Source organism: Prevotella scopos JCM 17725 (assembly GCF_018127785.1).
Taxonomy (GTDB): Bacteria; Bacteroidota; Bacteroidia; order Bacteroidales; family Bacteroidaceae; genus Prevotella; species Prevotella scopos.
Genome location: NZ_CP072390.1, coordinates 765,704 through 782,637, shown reverse-complemented (window position 1 = coordinate 782,637; position 16,934 = coordinate 765,704). Strand labels below are relative to the sequence as shown.

Here is a 16,934-nt window from a genome sequence, read left to right as displayed (position 1 = left end):
CACAATCCTGAGTAGGAAGAAGTCGTGGGAAGGACATTGTAAATCTGATAATTATTGAAATACACTAAACCAACACATAAAGTCTTTGTTAAAAACATTTTTATAACTCAATCGAGAGTAAATTACCCACACTAACTAATAAAGAGCATTAAGAATAGTATTCTATCAGTCCATCAATTGGCGAAGCTATCACCTTGTTGACTTGATAGTCAAAACGAGAAGCAGATGCTCTTAACTGATCTTCAAAAGCTGCCGCAATACCTCCAACAGCCGAGATAGAGCGAATAGAGGAATCAGAATATTTCAAGATGTTCTTCTGAAAGAAACTATCGAAATTAAACATTACTAAAGATTCTAATTCGGCGTATTGCAAATTCTCTTTTATAAACTTTGAGCAGCTGGCTAAGAAGCGATTTGCAAGTGGTTGGCGATAAACCTTATCAATGATTTTTGGATAAGTTAGTCCACTCCACTGTAAGTACAAATCACGTATCTCTACAGGTAAATCACCTTTAAATATGCCATTGAGTAGTAGCTTTCCTAGTACGGCACCACTGCCTTCATCTCCTAAGATGTAACCTAAAGGTGGAACATTTGCGACAATCTTTTCACCATCATATTGACAACTATTGGCACCAGTCCCTAAAATACAAGCAATGCCAGCCTTACGAACACAAACGGCATGAGCTGCTCCTAACAAATCACTTTCCACTTTTATTGAAGCAGAAGGGAACGTAGCTGTCAAGGCTTCACGCACAATCTGTGATAGCATTTCAGTACATCCTGCTCCATAAAAAGCTATTTTTGAAACTTTTTCGGCTATATCCGACTGGTCATAAAAGATCTTACTTGGGTTGGCTGCATTGATTAATGCCGGCATTAGTTCTTGTTCTAACGTGTTCAAGATAAATTCCTTGGACTGATGGAATGGATTAATTCCTTGCGTCCGGACTTTCAGAACAAACTTATGTGTATTTGTTGGCAAAGTCATCAATGCCCAATCAGTCTTTGAACCTCCACTATCGGCTATTAGTATCATAAGATGTTTTTTTCGTGCAAACTTACAGTTTTTTTTTTATTTATAAATCTTATGACCAAAGAAAAGCATACGTAAACACATCTTTAGTATCATTTTACATTCCCATGGAGGTCTAAATGACAAACTTTCCGTACCTTTGCACAAATTGAAATCAACATCAGAAATATTCTTTACAATAAAACAGACATGCACAAAAAGCTATTCTTCGTCACAATCTTCCTTTTCACTCTGATGCTTCCTGCAAATGCAGTATTACAAGAAGATTCATTAAGAAACTCACTTCAGGTGTTACGCCATGAATTAATTGAACAGCATCTCGAGCAGACGAAACAGCTGAATAATTCAAGATATGTTACAGAAAAAGTAACTAATCAGCTTAAGGAAATTGGAGAAAAATCTGCGCAAGTCTCACTGATGCTTTATTCACAGAAGACTGACAACATCTTTGACCTTACCTATGCTTGCCAACAAGCAACAGAGCTATGGAGAGACTTCCAAACACAGACTCGACCTTTCCATGATCTCATTACAGAAAGTAATGAAGAAATAGCGCGTTACGATTCACTTGTCAACGTTCTAAGCACTATGTACACCTTTGGCCTTACTCCTGAAATGAAGACTAATCGTAATGTATGTTTGACCCTTGCCGTTAGTATTCGAAGAATGTTAAAGGAACGCAGTGACTCTTATCAAGAGTACATCCAGTTCTACAGATACAGCCAGCACCAGTTGCAGGCACTCGATGCATACGCACAAAAACGATACGACGAGATTCAGTCTGGTATCTTTACAAACGCTGGGAACAATTATTATAGGATTCTCAAGACATTTGGTTTTCAGATTAGTCAGATGAAAACTTTACTCTCTGAGAAGTACTCACCAAATAGTCTTATAGTATCACAGTGGGATGTAAAATGGATTATCACCCTCTTCACTATGATTATACTCTATGGATTGATAGCCATTCTCATCAACTATCTGAGTATCCGATTCCTTGTTACAAGAGTCATGAAGACCAATCGATTCGAACAGAAGAGTCAAGCATTCCTCGCCAAGCGTACTTGTATTATTATGCTTGCGTCTGTTGTCACATTTAGCATCATACTTGTGGTTATCCGATTGTTCTCACCTTCCAACTTCGTACACATGGCGTGCAGTCTGTTATTGGAATATACATGGATGCTGTCTGTAATCTTTGCATCTTTACTCTTGCGTGTAGAGGGTTCACAAACACATAATGCTTACCGCATTTACTATCCTCTCATCATGATAGGCTTCTTTGTCATAACTTTCCGTATTGTTATGCTTCCAAGCTCTGTCATAACACTGCTGTTCACACCATTATTGCTCATTGACACTTTGTGGCAGGCAAGAATGATTTATAAGTATCACAAATTGGTACCACGCTACGACTTGAATTTTGCCTATATCTCTCAGTTTGTATTCATCTTCTCACTGATAAGTGCCTGGATAGGATACACAATGTTAGCTGTACAAGTAATAATCTGGTGGTCAATGCAGTTAGCTTGTATTCTTACAATCGCTTTCTTTAAAGATTATCTAAACCAGTACAGAGAAAAACATCCTATAAAGAAGCTATCGCCCTATAAGGTTTGGTTCCTTCGATTCATTGATATTGTCCTCATTCCAACAGCCTTGGTAATATCATTTATCATTGCTATTTACTGGGCAACAGATGTATTCAATCTTAGTGGCTTAACTTGGAACTTGTTCCGCACTAACTTCATTGATTCAGATAAGATACAGATTAGCGTTTACTCAATAGCTATTGTAACTATCTTATGGTTTATCTTTAACTATTTGAACTTAACAATTCGAGATGCTATTAAGTTATATCTAAAACGCAATGATCCATCTACAGCCGAAGCACGTGCTACGATGTATATTAATGTATTGCAGGTAATTGTATGGGGTTCTTGGTTATTGATTACACTTGGCTTATTCAAAGTTAGCAGTACATGGCTTGTAGTCGTAACAGGTGGTCTGTCAACAGGTATCGGTTTTGCCATGAAGGATATTCTGGAGAATATCTATTATGGTATCTCTTTGATGGCAGGACGTATCAAGATTGGCGATTACATTATCTGTGATGGCATACGTGGTAAGGTTAGTTCTATCAACTATACTTCAACAGTGATTGATGCGCTCGATGGTTCAACAATTGCTTTTCAAAACTCACAACTCTTCACTAAGAACTATAAAAACATGACTAAGAACGATGGTTATGAAGTGGGAGTTATTGAAGTAGGCGTTGCATACGGCACTAATGTAAAAGAAGTAAGAGAGCTTCTTATAGATGCGATCGCTAAACTTGGTATCACTAATGAAAATAAGGATATTATTGTCAGACTTAAAAGCTTCGACGATAGCTGTATTACACTGAAGATTCTTGTTTGGCTGAACGTGTTAACACAGACAAATGATATATCAGTTGTTATGGAATGTATCTATGACACGCTGAACAATAACGGCATTGAAATCCCATTCCCACAGCGTGAAATTACAATTAAGCATCAACAAGAAAACTAACACATTAGCCTATTTACTTTGGTAGAAGGACTATAGGTAGGCAAAATACACTCCATCTTGTTAGTCTGAATAGGCTTATTTCGTCATATATATGATGATGCTTATAAGCCTTTTACCCTTTCCTACGATTGTGTTGAGACTTAGCACATATGGTGCGAAGGGCAAACTCCAAGCTATATATTATTGGAGAGAATGCAATTCAACGTTTGAAACGATGATTAAGTATGTAATAACAAACTTACTACTTGTTATTTCAGCATATATCAACATCTATTATTCTGAAAAAACATTACAGAATAACAACATAGATTTTAATTAAAACAACTCAGGAATACGATTTTCAAAGATGCTTATAACTATCATAAAATCAACAAATTATATATTACAGAAGTAGAAGATGTTTGTTTAGCATTTAAAAGGGCGTTAATAAGAGGTCATAAGGGCATCTTTTAAAAGACAAGTAAGGATTAATTGAGATGTAGCAGAGTATTGATTAGACTTAATAAGAAGGGGAAATATTGACAAATTTGCATCTAAGAATTACTCTAATTACATTAAAAGAGGGATACATGATGTATATCCCTCTTTTAAATATTAAATTTCTTCAGATGATCTCTTTAGAAGTTGTAATAAACACCGAAGGTGATGTCGTTACCATTAAGAGATGCACCCCAAACATTATTTGCCTTAGCACCACTTACATCAGCTTTAACAGACTTCCAACCTACGAAACCAATGTGAGTTACAAAACTTACCTTTGGGCTAAGATTAACAGCAAGACCTGGTCTCAAACCAGCTTCCCATTCATTAATAGAAGCTGCAAGTGGGCCTTGATGTGCGTGATTATAATGAGTATAACCAAAACCACCATCAACGAAAGCATTTACATACTTAGAACGTACGAAAGTGTAACGTGCGTATGGTGCAAGCTTGAAATAGTTACGAGATTCTCCCTCATATTGAACAGGATTACCTTTACCCCAACCAACAACTGTACCAATTGACCAATTCTGATCAAGATTAACACCAATTTCTGGGAGGAACTGATAAGTTGTAACTGCATCAGCACCATCTGTCTTAGAAGAAGCAATACCTACGCTACCACCAACATAACCCTGTGCGCTTGCAGCAAGTGATACACATGCTACAGCAAATGACAATAAAATCTTTTTCATAATAGAAAACTTTTAAATTAATACTGAATTATATCTTCTTTTTACCTTATGCCGTAAACCGCTATTTAGCAGTAATGGACACATTTTCTAGGTGCAAAGTAAAGTGATTTAATTTAAACAACCAAATTTTAAAAACAAGTTTCACCCTAATTATGTAAATGTAGGTTAAATACTTGTCCGTTCACCTTATTATATATAACTTTGCATCACCTCCTGATAATATTTTAAGATAAATTCTGATAATAATAGGAGTACAATATACTATCAAAATATGATGAATAAATCTACTTTCATTGCTGGTCCCTGCGTTATTGAAAGTTCTGAACTGCTTAATACAGTTGCAGAAGAATTGGTTAGGCTAAATAGAAAATATGGTATTGATATCATTTTTAAAGCAAGCTTTGACAAGGCAAACCGCACAAGTATAAAATCTTTTCGTGGTCCTGGACTTGAAAAAGGTTTGACCATGTTGCAAGATATCAAAGATAAGTACGGCTTAAGATTATTGACTGATATCCATGAAAGTTATCAGGCTGAAGCCGTAGGTGAAGTTGTTGATGTTATACAGATTCCTGCTTTCCTCTGCCGTCAGACTGATCTCTTGGTCGCTGCAGCAAAGACAGGTAAGATTGTAAACATAAAGAAAGCACAGTTCCTAAGCGGAAGAGACATGCACTATCCGACACAGAAATGTCAAGAAAGTGGAGCTAAGGAGGTTTGGTTGACAGAGCGTGGAAACTGTTTTGGGTATAACAATCTCGTTGTTGACTTCCGTAATATCCCTGACATGAAGGAAATTGTACCTAATGTAATTATGGATTGTACACATAGCGTGCAGCGTCCAAGCGCTGGAGATGGGAAAACAGTTGGTGACCGAAAGTTTGTTCCTTCAATGGCTTTGGCAGCTAAAGCATTTGGAGCAACAGGCTACTTCTTTGAAGTTCACCCTACCCCAGATACAGGATTATCTGATGCTGCTAACATGCTGGAGCTAGCTAATTTAGATGTATTAATAGGAAAACTCGTATGAACGAAGCGGAACAAAGACTGACACAAGTCAGAGCGTATGCAACCCAATGTATTAAAGAAGAAGCTGATGCTACGTTGAACCTAATCAACCAGTTAGATGAGAACTTTGACAAAGCTGTTAGCTTAATGTACCATTGTACAGGTAAGGTTATTGTCACGGGTGTTGGAAAAAGTGGAAATATAGGTGCTAAGATTGCTGCAACTCTTTCTTCTACGGGTACACCTGCATTCTTTGTTAATCCTTTGGATGTCTATCATGGCGATTTAGGTGTTATGACAAAGGAGGACGTTGTATTAGCTTTGTCCAACTCAGGCCAGACAGATGAGCTACTTCGCTTTATCCCAATGGTACTTCACATGAACATTCCAATTATTGGGATGAGTGCTAACCCTCATTCGCTATTAGCAAAATATTCAACAGCTCATATAAAGGTTTGGGTTGAGAAAGAAGCATGTCCGCTCAATCTTGCTCCAACTAGTTCGACAACGGCAGCACTTGTTATGGGTGATGCTTTAGCCATTGCTCTCATGCGTGTACGCAACTTTAAGCCACAAGATTTTGCACAGTTCCACCCTGGTGGAGAATTAGGTAAGCGTCTGTTGACTACAGCTCAAGATGTTATGCGTTCTGACGATCTCCCTATTATTCCAAAAGAAATGCACTTAGGTGATGCTATCATCCATGTAAGTAAAGGGAAACTCGGCCTGGGTGTATCACTTGATAACGGAAAGGTAATAGGACTCATAACTGATGGTGACATCCGTAGAGCTATGGAGCGTTGGCAAGCAGAGTTTTTTGTTCATACTGTTAGTGACATTATGACAAAAGAGCCAAAAACCGTTTTGCCAACTACAAAGATTACGGAGATACAACATATCATGCAGCAGAACAAGATTCATACAGTGCTAGTCTGTGATAAAAAGAGACACTTACTAGGTGTTGTTGACCATTACAGCTGTATGTTGTAAAGATAGCTTAATCCTATCTTTTAGGTGATATTTATAAATGTGTAAATAAAGCTTCATGAATCGCATAAGCATTTATTTGCTGTTAATGAAAATGAGAGAAACAAAAGTGAGTTATAAAACAAAAAATGTCATCACTGCTGTGATGACATTCTCTTGCATATTATTCCCTATTCAAATTTTAGCACAAAGCAAGTCTGAAAGTACTCTGTTTGAAGAGTATAAAGAACCAACAGAGCGTGCTGATTCTTTAATAGTAAATCAACTTCGCCGGAAGGGAGTACATTTCTCTCATAATAATTCTGTTACACTTCTAACCACAGGAAAAGACAAGTTTAACGACCTTTTCAAGGCTATCGATCAAGCACGTTCAAGCATTCACTTGGAATACTTTAACTTTCGCAACGACTCAATCAATGAAGAGCTAATACGTCATTTAGCAGCAAAAGTCAAAGAAGGAGTTGAGGTGAGAGCCGTTTTTGATGGCTTTGGTAACGCAAGTAATAATCGTCCCATGAAGAAACGCCACTTGAAGGCGATTCGTGAAAAAGGTATTGAGATTTATGAATTCAAGCCAATGGAGTTTCCTTGGCTACACGACATCTTCAATCGTGACCATCGTAAGATTGTAATTATTGATGGCAAGGTGGCTTACACGGGTGGAATGAATGTGGCAGACTATTACATTAATGGCACGAAAGTCGTTGGTTCATGGCACGATATGCATTGTAGGATTGAGGGTGATGAAGTTAACACTTTACAGAATATATTTCTGAGAATGTGGTTTTTAGCATCAGGACAGAAGATACATGGAGCTAAATACTATCGTGGAATATCAAATCCCGATTATATAAAGGGATTGAAACCAGATACCTGTGGCAGTGCGGGGAATAAGATGGTGGGCATAATCAATCGTGAGCCACATGTTTCTAAAGATATCATTCGCTACTTCTATGTTAATGCTATCAATGACGCAAAAGATAGTATCAAACTAATCAACCCTTATTTCACATTAAGTAGAGCGTTGAAAAAAGCTTTGCGTAATGCAGTAAAACGAGGTGTGAAAGTTGAGATTCTGTTAAGTGTAAAGAGCGACATCCCACTAACGCCTAACTGTGGGTTCTATAATGCACACCAACTAATGAAAGAAGGATGTACTATCTGGATGTATGAGAAGGGGTTTCATCATACCAAGATTATCATGGTAGATGGTAAATTCTGCACAGTTGGATCTGCCAATCTTAACGCTAGAAGTCTGAGATGGGACCGAGAAGAGAATGCTGTAATCATTGATCCTTGTACAACGCATGAACTAGATAATCTTTTTGAAGCCCAAAAGAAAGGTAGCTTTAAGCTTACAGAAACAAAGTGGAAGCAATGGCGTACATCATGGCAGCGTTTTCGTGGATGGTTTGCACACCTGCTATCTCCATTTTTGTAACGGAGTAAAAAAGATGTATTATATCTTATTGATATCAATATAACCATGCATCACTGCATAGATGGTCAAGGCTGACACACTCTTCATTCCGAGTTTATCCATTATATTTTTACGATGTGTAATAACGGTAGTCAGACTGATATTAAGTTTCTCTGCAATTTCTTTGTTTATCAATCCTTGGACTATTAAGGATAAAACTTCTAGCTCTCGATTACTTAGAATCTTATTCTTTAACACTTGTGGGAGTTCAGGAAGATTCTTTCCACCAGAATGACCATATTGTACAATCTTCAAAATCGCCTTGACAAGTTCGTCTTCAGGAACATTAATACAGAAACTATGAAAACCTGATAACTGAGCATTTGGATCCTTCGAAAGCGTCAAAACAATGGTTTTATGGATACATTGAGAAAAGAATTGTCTATTTTCTAAGACAATTACTTGTGACACAAAATAATGATAATAGGAATTAGGCTGCGCTTTCTCAAAATCTTGAAAATTTGAAAAAGAATCAACAGTCATGATAGGCATCACGTTCTGCAATATATTCTTCAGACCTAAAACAACAAGCGTATTAGAATCTACTATTGCTATCTTAGGGCGCCCCATGTTCTTATCAGCTAGATGTTCCATCGTCTCATTCATAAAGTAAGAGAGTGAGTTATATTATGTGAAAGTGTAAGTAGCCCACTCTACTAGTTGTTTTTATCAAAGTTTCACGCTACTTATGTCCACAAGGCTATTCACAATTGCATAGATTGTTAATCCTGCTGGTGAATGAATCTGCAATTTACGAGCAATATTACGACGGTGTGTAATCACTGTGTTTGTAGAGATACAGAGATGATCTGCAATTTCCTTATTGGTCATTCCCTGGGCAACAGCAACAATAACATCTTTTTCGCGATCGCTAAGCACCTCGTTGGACGCAGGGCTCTTAGTAATCATATTCGAGATCTTCACACTCACATCATTCTGCTTACTCTTTTGTTCTAAGCGTCTGATAACAGGGATAAATATTTCCTCTTCTACCAAAGCATGTTGTTCAAGCCACGCTTCGCAGTTATAGATATCATACAAAGTGGCTGTGAGGCGGTTGTTGTGGTGTGCGTCAGAAGGCAGATATTTAATAATAATGCTCTTCAATTCACTTAACTTCACATCTGTTTGGCTGTGATGCTTAGAATAAGTCTCAATATCGTAAGTGTCATTCGATTCACCTTTCAGTAGTGTATCAACGTATGGGAAGACATTCTTCTCCTCATATTGCATGTGATTATGAATAGAATGAGCATATTCATCATAAAGACGAAGAATAAGACGAGCAAGATTATCAGTTTCATCCAATGCAGTCATCAACTCCTTTCGTATAAAAGGTAATTTATACTCAAGATAATAAGTATGACTAGCTCTAAGATATTGTATAAGAGTTGGTATGGACAATCTATCAACATCATCAACTCCCCTATAACCATTTATCGTAAAATTAACTACAGCTAGGAAAGTGTAAGTGTCAACATTTTGATCATCACAGACTTCTCGCACAGTTTTATCTCCAAAGCCCAAACTGATGCCAAAGCTCCCTAAGCTCTGTAATAAGTCATAATTATCTTTGATAAGATAAATCATTTTATCATCGGGCTCATACATTTTCTGATTCTTCATCTTGTCTTTTTGTATCAATATCGTATGCAAAATAACGAAAAAAAAGTCAATCATGCAATAGTTGTTGTAATGTATTTAGTTTATATCATTAATTATTATCAAAAAGAAAGTGCTACTTTTGAACTATTTAACGCTCAAGTATGTTGCATAGTCATATGCATAAACACTATTAATTAAGTGCAAACTGATAAATTATATCTAACCTTAAAAGATTATTTCAGAATCTTAACTATATCGATATTGAAGAAACAACCACCCTTTTTCCATCTTCAAACATTGTTTAAACACTGACCAGAGATTCTATTCTAAATCAACAGCAAAAGGACGAAGTCTTTGCTCCACACATAAGGTAATCAAGGTATATGCAACAAATACATTGGAGAATACCCATAGAAAGCCTTAGAATTAGGATGAAGAAACTATTTTTGTTTTTTAGCGTTATGTTCAAAATAAAAGCGGTATCTTTGTAGCTTGTAAAGTGTTATAAGATACATGACAAAGATAAGATAACAGATATGACAACAGAGAAAAAGTCAAATAAAAAGGTTACACGTAAGCGTGGAGCTAAAGCACAGAAGGCTCCACTAAAAAGCCGTACTATATCTAATGACCTTATTCCAATAGAGGAAGAGACATGGCTTCTTCAGCCAATTGCTGTGACTATGATGCGTCATGACTATTCACTTATCCAAGTACGAATTCTAGTATCTATTGTTGAGAGTTTACAATCTATCTTGCATGGTATTTTGAATAACAAACGAGGTTTTCAGCTTGACTTATTCCACACAGACGAGTTGGACGAAGACGGACGTATGCCGATTAAATTACCTTTTAAGGAATTAGGCGTTGACCCCAATCACTATCCACAATTGCGCAACTCACTGAAAATGCTTGCCTCCATTCCAGTAGAAATTCCTTATAAAACAGCAGAAGGAAGAAAATATACAAAGGCAACCAACCTCTGTGATGTTTATATACCAGAAGATCGCTCTTATAACAAATATGCAATTCTGAAGCTTGATCATAGTGTTGCTGAGCGTCTTGTCTCTTTGGACTTTGGCTATCATCGTTTGGGCAAACAGATAGTCTTTGCATGTAAGAACCGCTACACACAACGTATTTATATGTTTATTGAGTCATGGGTAGATAAAGGTCGAACTGTTATTAAAACTTTCGAGTTTCGAAAAATGCTTCGATTGGAAAATAACTATAAGAAGTTTTCTGATTTCTGTCGACGCGTACTCGACCCTGCTATGCAAGAATTAAAAGAACTTGCAGAGAAAGGCTTCTGTGATTGTCATTTTGAATATGAGAAGAAGTATGATCATGGTCAACGTGGTGGCGAGCCAGATGAGCTCATCTTCATCATTCACCGAACAAAGGATAAGATGAATCTACAGCTACAGGAAATGACACAGAACCAGCGTCGCCAGTTCCAGCAGTACCTCGTACAATACTTTGATTTCACACCAGTCAATGCACAAGCCATGGCAGATCGGATCACGGCAGAAACTTATCAAGAGGCTGTACAGAAGCTTATGAGCTTGCGTGACCGTTTTACCAAGACTTTTGTTAAAGACAAAGCTGCCTATACATTCAAAAGTCTTGATGAAATGTTGAAATCTAAAGAAGTACCTAACACTATTGTAGAGGAAGTGGAATAAATTATAGGAACATTCCCTTTGAGAATAGGAATTTACCTATTGAATATTTGAAACCAAAAGACTACTTTTGCAATAGAGATATAACATAAGTAGTCATTTTAAAAGGTTACGGATATGAAAAAGAAGATTATATATACATTCGCATTGGGTTGCCTAAGCTTTTCACTTTCTTCATGTGGTACATACCTCTCAGCAGGTGGTGGATATGGTGGTCCTATTTCAGTATATGATGATGGTTATAACGCTGGATATAGTAGCACATACGGCAGAATAGGCTATGAAGAGGCACGACGTCAAGCACTCTTCTTATCAGATAAGATGGCCTATGAACTGGGACTAAGCGATGCACAATATCAAGCTGTTTATGAGATTAATCTAGATTATCTCCTTAACATGCAGGGCGAACGCTCACTCTACGGAAACTATTGGACACGCAGAAATAGTGACTTATTCTATGTTTTGAATGCACGCCAATATAATTATTATATAGGTGAAGATTATTTCTACCGCCCAGTTTACTGGTACAATAACAATTATGCATATCGGGTTTACAATCGTTATGCTGACCGTAATTATTATTATCGTTCACGTCCAGCAGAATACTATACCTATCGTGGTGGTCGAAACAGATATAATGAGAGCTATTACGCAGGTAGATTCGGTGCACGTCGTAACCCACCAGTTGTAACTGAACGTACAAGAACACCTCAAGAAGTTTATCAAAATGGTGGTTCATGGAATAGTCCCCAGCAGAACAACGGCTATAGCAGCTTTGGCAATGCAAGAAGGGAGAATACAAACACTGCACCTAGTAGATCTTATGGTCAGCAATTTGGAGGAGTAAGAAGACAGCCAGAAGGACAGACTTACCAACCTCAACAGCAGCAATATTCTGCTCCAGCCCCACAACCTTCAAGGAGCGACAATAGATCTTCATTTGGAAATGCTTCACGCTCATCGGTACCAAGCACGCCTATGAATTCTAGTCAACCTTCATATGGTTCAACGCATTCTGATTTGCCTATAAACAATAGTAGATTCGGTGGACATAGATAGTAGAAAATAATTTATATGAGAGTAACAGACATAAATCGATCAAGAGTAGCCTCTGCAATGGTTAGAGGCTACTTTCATGCTTTTTTCTCTGGATTGGCAGACGCAATATATCCTGGGAAAAGACAAATAGAACCAAGGGAATATAAACAATTATTGGTTGACAACTTCGATAACCTTCCAGGCCACTTCGTGTCTGTACTCTTTCCTGTACTTATCCGACTGAATTATACAGACCTAGAGGAAGTTACGAAAGATATGAAACGACGTCATTTCTCGGAATCTACGTCAACAAAATTATTACTGCGCTATGCATGTCGTAGTAAAGGATTATATGACCTCGTTACTGCTGAATATCAAAAACAGGTATATGCTCTGTTAGAAGGTCACTTACAATCGGTTGAAGATTATCTTGCGAACTGCCCGGCTTTATCGCATGAGAATAGTGTCCCTGTCTCTCTAGCCATCCGTTCTGTTGTACGTGTACAGATGCAAGCCTATGCTTTGGGAATAACACAAGCAAAGACCGAGATAAATAGTTTACATCAAGCAACCGTCTACCGTTTGATGATTGCCGGAATGATGGCACTTCTACATGAAGACCCAGTCATCTTTGAAGATGAGAATTTGGAGATGATGTTCAGAAAGGTGGCATTAAATTCTGACAACTTTGAAAATCTAATGAATGAAATGAATCAAGCTTATGAAGACCTAATCTAAAAATAAGTTTACGTTAAGACCTTCGATTCATTCCTTTTCAATTTATAGAGTTTAAACATAAAAGGAAGCTAGATGTACCATCCTTCGTAATATTTTTGAGACTTGTATATAAAGTATATAAGCTCAATTCGCCTTGAGTCTCAATAACGGAGTTTGCTTTTCTTACGTATATAAAAAAGAGGCTTATGTGACAAAAGTGTGCTTATTTTAGCGTCGTTTTCTCTTATGTGACAAAAATGTGCTTAAAATCTCCCATTCCCCTTTTATTTCTTAGGAGAATGGGACTTTATAAAGTCTTGGATGAAGATCTTTCTTCTTTCCATACTGATCCCCTTGTGTAGGTTCAATTTTGTCTTTAAATCTGCATTGAGTGATTCAATGGCATTGTTTGTATTTGGCATCTTCAATTCAGGGTAATCATAGTATGTCCACAATGACGACATATTCCTTTTAAGGCTCAAAAAAGCACTACGTAGAGCTTTATGAGTATAATGTGATTTTCCATCTTCTGTTGTTGTCCGTTCCTTAAGAAAATCCTCCCACTTGGTGTACCATTCCTTTAAAGCCCCAATAAAGGACTCCTTGTCCGTATGACATAACATCTTGGATAATTCAAGCAGTTCTTTTGAAGCCTCAAGCTTGGGTCTTGAAGTTAGTTTTGTCTTTATAGTCATTACTTGATGGAACTGGCATAATTGGAATTTATAATTGGGAAAAGCTTGCCTAAGTCCCTTAAAACCATCGCATACAAGCCCTTGAATGGTATACCCAAGTGACTCCAAGTAGCTTATGCCCTCCTTATAGTCTTCAAGACGTTCATGCCTATTGATAAACTTAAACCAAAGTACATCACCAGACAATGAATCCTTCATGATAACGACACCAAAATTACGTCCCCAATAGGTGGCATCCATTAAAACCACTACAGGGCGAACAAGAAGGTTGGGAAGTTCTTCTTTATAAGATTTGGTGAGTTTTCTATAAATTGTCCTGGTTGAAACTCCGTACTCCTCTGATAGATCTTTGACTGTTAGATTACCCTTGGAATAACGATTATTGACAATGGTATTGGTAAGGCGATTATGTCCAACAAAGCTCCTCTTACAGCACTTACAATACCAACGTTGACTACCATTAAGATGACCACGTTTTATAGTCAATTTTGAGCCACAATAAAAGCAGATTTTTTGCCATAAAAATATAAATAAAACAAAGATAATGATTATTAGATAGTTACAAGGATTTTAAGCACATTTTTGTCATATAGGCCAAAAAAGATTAAATTTTATCTTTTATAGCTTGTTGAAACTTGGTACAATGGAGAGATATTGTGATATTTTTTGGCATCTTCAGGATCTAAGTATGAGTAATACGTTCTATTTAATACATAGAGCGAAGAGAGCGCATGATTGACATATCAATTTTCTTTTTGCTCTTATTTCAATTCCCCAAATTCGAAGTTCCAAGTTCAAAGGATAAGTCGTTATTATCCATCAACCCGGTCTTCCTGAAAGACTTTCTTCTTTATTGACAAGCTATATCAGTTTTATTCTGTATATTTGTAGGCAAGACAAAAAGGGGACGCCGCAACCACAATTACAAAGTAAAAAGGTATGCTCTGCGGCAGGGCTACTCTATGGAGGACATAACTATGAAACGTAAACCTAAGATGCACAAAGAACATGAATTTGATATGGACAACATCTACCAAGAAGATGAACGTCAAATTGCCGATTTGGATGACTATTCTTTTGACATGAAAAATAAATGAAGGATCCATCAATGCAACTTACAGTGCATAAATCTTTTGCAAGATTAACAAACAACCTTGTTATACACTTGAGGCATTTATTTATCGTAGATTGTATTAGATTGTAAGTTAAATTTGTCCAACGCATATAGAAAACGGCTTATACACCATAGCATAATCGCTATTGATGTATATGCCGTTTATTACTTCCACGGAAGTGCATTTTAAGTTAGGAATTCTAACCTATCTTATTCCCCTGTATAGAATTTTATCAGTTTTGTTAAACCTAAATTACAAGCAGGACAGAACTCTGGATGCATATTCGTACGCATACGACAATCAGGGAAAGCACGATAAACACCATGCTGTGAATAGCCTGCAGGTTCATATGCGCCAACTCTCCATTTATCATGACGAGCATTAGGCTTATCAAGATCTGCTGGTTGAGGAGTAGGAACAGGAGTCTTCTTGTTAATAAGATTCTCCCACTTTCCATGGAAATCAACCAAAGTTGTTAAATTAGACTCCCATGGTTCTACATCTGTAGGATACATATTAATTTGCTCTTTATCATAAGCATATTCATCACCAAGACCAGCAAAAGAATGACCAAACTCATGTACAACTACTGGTTTAAAGTAAGGATTACGTACCATTGAAAGATTATATGAGTTTAAGATACCACCTCCACCATATTTTTCAGTGTTTACAAGTACGATGATATGCTCGTAAGGTGTACCAGCTAACCAGTCATGAAGTTTCTTTAGATGCAACGTGGTGAGATATCGGTCACTATAGAAAGTGTCAAAATGGGAATGCAGAGCCGTATTTTTCCAAATTCCTTTTGAAGGTTCAGAAGTTCCACTTTGAGCAGATGGTGACTTAACTGCAATAACATTAAAACGTTGACACAATGACTTAAATGGGTCATGAGCAAAAAGAGCTTCACTAGCTGTCTGACAATCTTTTATAAAAGTAGGCATCTCGGTGTCAGTGTAACCTTCGGCTATAAAAGCAATATGAATACAACGTGTCGTATCAGCAGCCTTTTGTAAAGTTTCGTATGGCGTCACCGCATGTTCACCTATACGACGAATGAGAATGTCTCGTGGATCTACAAGATGTGTCATAGATACTGTCACTTCACGTCGGTTATTTCTCAGTTCGACCGTGATATCAACGGAATCTTTCGGAAATGGTACCAAAAACACATTCTCAAAAGACTTTTGTGATGGTTTCTTTGCTTCGTCGTAGGTCAACCATTCTTGAAAAAGAGTAGAAAACGAATTACGATAGATAACCTTTTGTGTACGATGGTCACAAACAATAACCTGACCGTTACCCTCTACAGGTACGTCAGCCAATCGTTCATGTTTACCATACCACCGCGGAATATGACATAACTCATCTACGGCAATAGTCTGATGTTTTGCATTACCAGCAAAGATATAATCTAGACGGAGTGTTGCATCTGTAAAATAAGAGTTGAAATCTTGCGCTGTAACTGTCATCATGACAGCTAAAAACAGAAGAGTGATAAATTTTCTCATAGGCGATATTAATAAATTAGATTTACTATTTAGTTATTTTAAGAAATTCATTATATACATCATTTAAGAATTGATTACAACTCCACATATTTGTCAAATACAAAGATATCAATAATAATGAAAAAGACAAAATATAACAAGGAAAATCATGAAACATTTTGGCTCGATAATGAATCAAGTGAGTAATTCGTCATAGAGCCTAAAATATTGTCAAGAAGTATTGCCTCGTACAAAACAAAACTCCAAACTGACCTTAGTTTTAATACACTTAACTCACATTTTATCCCTACCCTTCCATATACAGCAATGGTCTTAACCCTTCGCTGATTTGG

At 37.0% G+C, this 16,934-nt stretch carries 13 protein-coding genes; 7 read left to right on the top strand and 6 right to left on the bottom strand.

What is annotated here, in order from left to right; translation table 11 throughout:
- Positions 1-148: 148 nt before the first annotated feature.
- Entirely contained in the window at positions 149-1,039 is an 891-nt protein-coding gene (locus J4856_RS08640; protein ID WP_025838654.1) for an ATPase, read from the bottom strand.
- 186 nt (positions 1,040-1,225) lie between these two features.
- On the opposite strand from J4856_RS08640, the gene J4856_RS08635 reads away from it, so the two are divergent.
- Entirely contained in the window at positions 1,226-3,589 is a 2,364-nt protein-coding gene (locus tag J4856_RS08635) for a mechanosensitive ion channel family protein (RefSeq protein ID WP_025838656.1), read from the top strand.
- 617 nt (positions 3,590-4,206) lie between these two features.
- On the opposite strand, the gene J4856_RS08630 is transcribed toward J4856_RS08635, so the two are convergent.
- Entirely contained in the window at positions 4,207-4,764 is a 558-nt protein-coding gene (locus J4856_RS08630) for an outer membrane beta-barrel protein (protein WP_025838657.1), read from the bottom strand.
- Between the two features lie 271 nt (positions 4,765-5,035).
- On the opposite strand from J4856_RS08630, the gene kdsA reads away from it, so the two are divergent.
- The 3 genes from kdsA (at position 5,036) to J4856_RS08615 (ending at position 8,200) form a co-directional block, all read left to right on the top strand.
- Positions 5,036-5,794: a 3-deoxy-8-phosphooctulonate synthase gene (kdsA, locus tag J4856_RS08625; RefSeq protein ID WP_025838659.1), complete on the top strand. Its 759-nt coding sequence runs from the start codon at positions 5,036-5,038 to the stop codon at positions 5,792-5,794.
- Complete coding sequence (locus J4856_RS08620; protein WP_025838661.1) at positions 5,791-6,762, top strand: KpsF/GutQ family sugar-phosphate isomerase; 972 nt, start codon at positions 5,791-5,793, stop codon at positions 6,760-6,762. The genes kdsA and J4856_RS08620 overlap by 4 nt, the downstream gene beginning before the upstream one ends.
- An 85-nt stretch (positions 6,763-6,847) precedes the next feature.
- Positions 6,848-8,200, top strand: a complete 1,353-nt coding sequence (locus tag J4856_RS08615) for a phospholipase D-like domain-containing protein (protein ID WP_143150346.1) — start codon at positions 6,848-6,850, stop codon at positions 8,198-8,200.
- Positions 8,201-8,218: 18 nt separating this feature from the next.
- On the opposite strand, the gene J4856_RS08610 is transcribed toward J4856_RS08615, so the two are convergent.
- Together J4856_RS08610 and J4856_RS08605 are read right to left on the bottom strand one after the other, a co-directional pair.
- Positions 8,219-8,833: a response regulator transcription factor gene (locus tag J4856_RS08610; protein WP_025838664.1), complete on the bottom strand. Its 615-nt coding sequence runs from the start codon at positions 8,831-8,833 to the stop codon at positions 8,219-8,221.
- Positions 8,834-8,908: 75 nt separating this feature from the next.
- A complete protein-coding gene (locus J4856_RS08605) occupies positions 8,909-9,865 on the bottom strand; it encodes a LuxR C-terminal-related transcriptional regulator (RefSeq protein WP_025838666.1) in 957 nt (318 codons plus the stop codon).
- 515 nt (positions 9,866-10,380) lie between these two features.
- On the opposite strand from J4856_RS08605, the gene J4856_RS08600 reads away from it, so the two are divergent.
- The 3 genes from J4856_RS08600 to J4856_RS08590 all read left to right on the top strand — a co-directional run bounded on the left by J4856_RS08600 (position 10,381) and on the right by J4856_RS08590 (position 13,302).
- Complete coding sequence (locus tag J4856_RS08600; RefSeq protein ID WP_025838668.1) at positions 10,381-11,529, top strand: replication initiation protein; 1,149 nt, start codon at positions 10,381-10,383, stop codon at positions 11,527-11,529.
- A 114-nt stretch (positions 11,530-11,643) separates the two neighbouring features.
- On the top strand, positions 11,644-12,585 hold the full coding sequence (locus J4856_RS08595; protein WP_025838670.1) for a hypothetical protein: 942 nt from the start codon (positions 11,644-11,646) through the stop codon (positions 12,583-12,585).
- 15 nt (positions 12,586-12,600) lie between these two features.
- Positions 12,601-13,302 (top strand): hypothetical protein, encoded by a 702-nt coding sequence (locus J4856_RS08590; RefSeq protein ID WP_025838672.1) that lies wholly within the window; start codon positions 12,601-12,603, stop codon positions 13,300-13,302.
- Positions 13,303-13,565: 263 nt separating this feature from the next.
- Here J4856_RS08590 and J4856_RS08585 read toward each other — a convergent pair whose 3' ends face one another.
- Positions 13,566-14,486, bottom strand: a complete 921-nt coding sequence (locus tag J4856_RS08585) for an IS256 family transposase, variant Zn-binding type (protein WP_428842432.1) — start codon at positions 14,484-14,486, stop codon at positions 13,566-13,568.
- 814 nt (positions 14,487-15,300) lie between these two features.
- Positions 15,301-16,602: a M64 family metallopeptidase gene (locus tag J4856_RS08580; protein ID WP_025838510.1), complete on the bottom strand. Its 1,302-nt coding sequence runs from the start codon at positions 16,600-16,602 to the stop codon at positions 15,301-15,303.
- Between the last annotated feature and the right edge of the window lie 332 nt (positions 16,603-16,934).

What these genes read in the sequence shown, in the direction of transcription:
- J4856_RS08640 (WP_025838654.1), bottom strand. Translation starts at nt 1,039, where the DNA reads ATGATACTAATAGCCGATAGTGGAGGTTCAAAGACTGATTGGGCATTG.
- J4856_RS08635 (WP_025838656.1), top strand. Translation starts at nt 1,226, where the DNA reads ATGCACAAAAAGCTATTCTTCGTCACAATCTTCCTTTTCACTCTGATG.
- J4856_RS08630 (WP_025838657.1), bottom strand. Translation starts at nt 4,764, where the DNA reads ATGAAAAAGATTTTATTGTCATTTGCTGTAGCATGTGTATCACTTGCT.
- kdsA (WP_025838659.1), top strand. Translation starts at nt 5,036, where the DNA reads ATGATGAATAAATCTACTTTCATTGCTGGTCCCTGCGTTATTGAAAGT.
- J4856_RS08620 (WP_025838661.1), top strand. Translation starts at nt 5,791, where the DNA reads ATGAACGAAGCGGAACAAAGACTGACACAAGTCAGAGCGTATGCAACC.
- J4856_RS08615 (WP_143150346.1), top strand. Translation starts at nt 6,848, where the DNA reads ATGAAAATGAGAGAAACAAAAGTGAGTTATAAAACAAAAAATGTCATC.
- J4856_RS08610 (WP_025838664.1), bottom strand. Translation starts at nt 8,833, where the DNA reads ATGGAACATCTAGCTGATAAGAACATGGGGCGCCCTAAGATAGCAATA.
- J4856_RS08605 (WP_025838666.1), bottom strand. Translation starts at nt 9,865, where the DNA reads ATGAAGAATCAGAAAATGTATGAGCCCGATGATAAAATGATTTATCTT.
- J4856_RS08600 (WP_025838668.1), top strand. Translation starts at nt 10,381, where the DNA reads ATGACAACAGAGAAAAAGTCAAATAAAAAGGTTACACGTAAGCGTGGA.
- J4856_RS08595 (WP_025838670.1), top strand. Translation starts at nt 11,644, where the DNA reads ATGAAAAAGAAGATTATATATACATTCGCATTGGGTTGCCTAAGCTTT.
- J4856_RS08590 (WP_025838672.1), top strand. Translation starts at nt 12,601, where the DNA reads ATGAGAGTAACAGACATAAATCGATCAAGAGTAGCCTCTGCAATGGTT.
- J4856_RS08580 (WP_025838510.1), bottom strand. Translation starts at nt 16,602, where the DNA reads ATGAGAAAATTTATCACTCTTCTGTTTTTAGCTGTCATGATGACAGTT.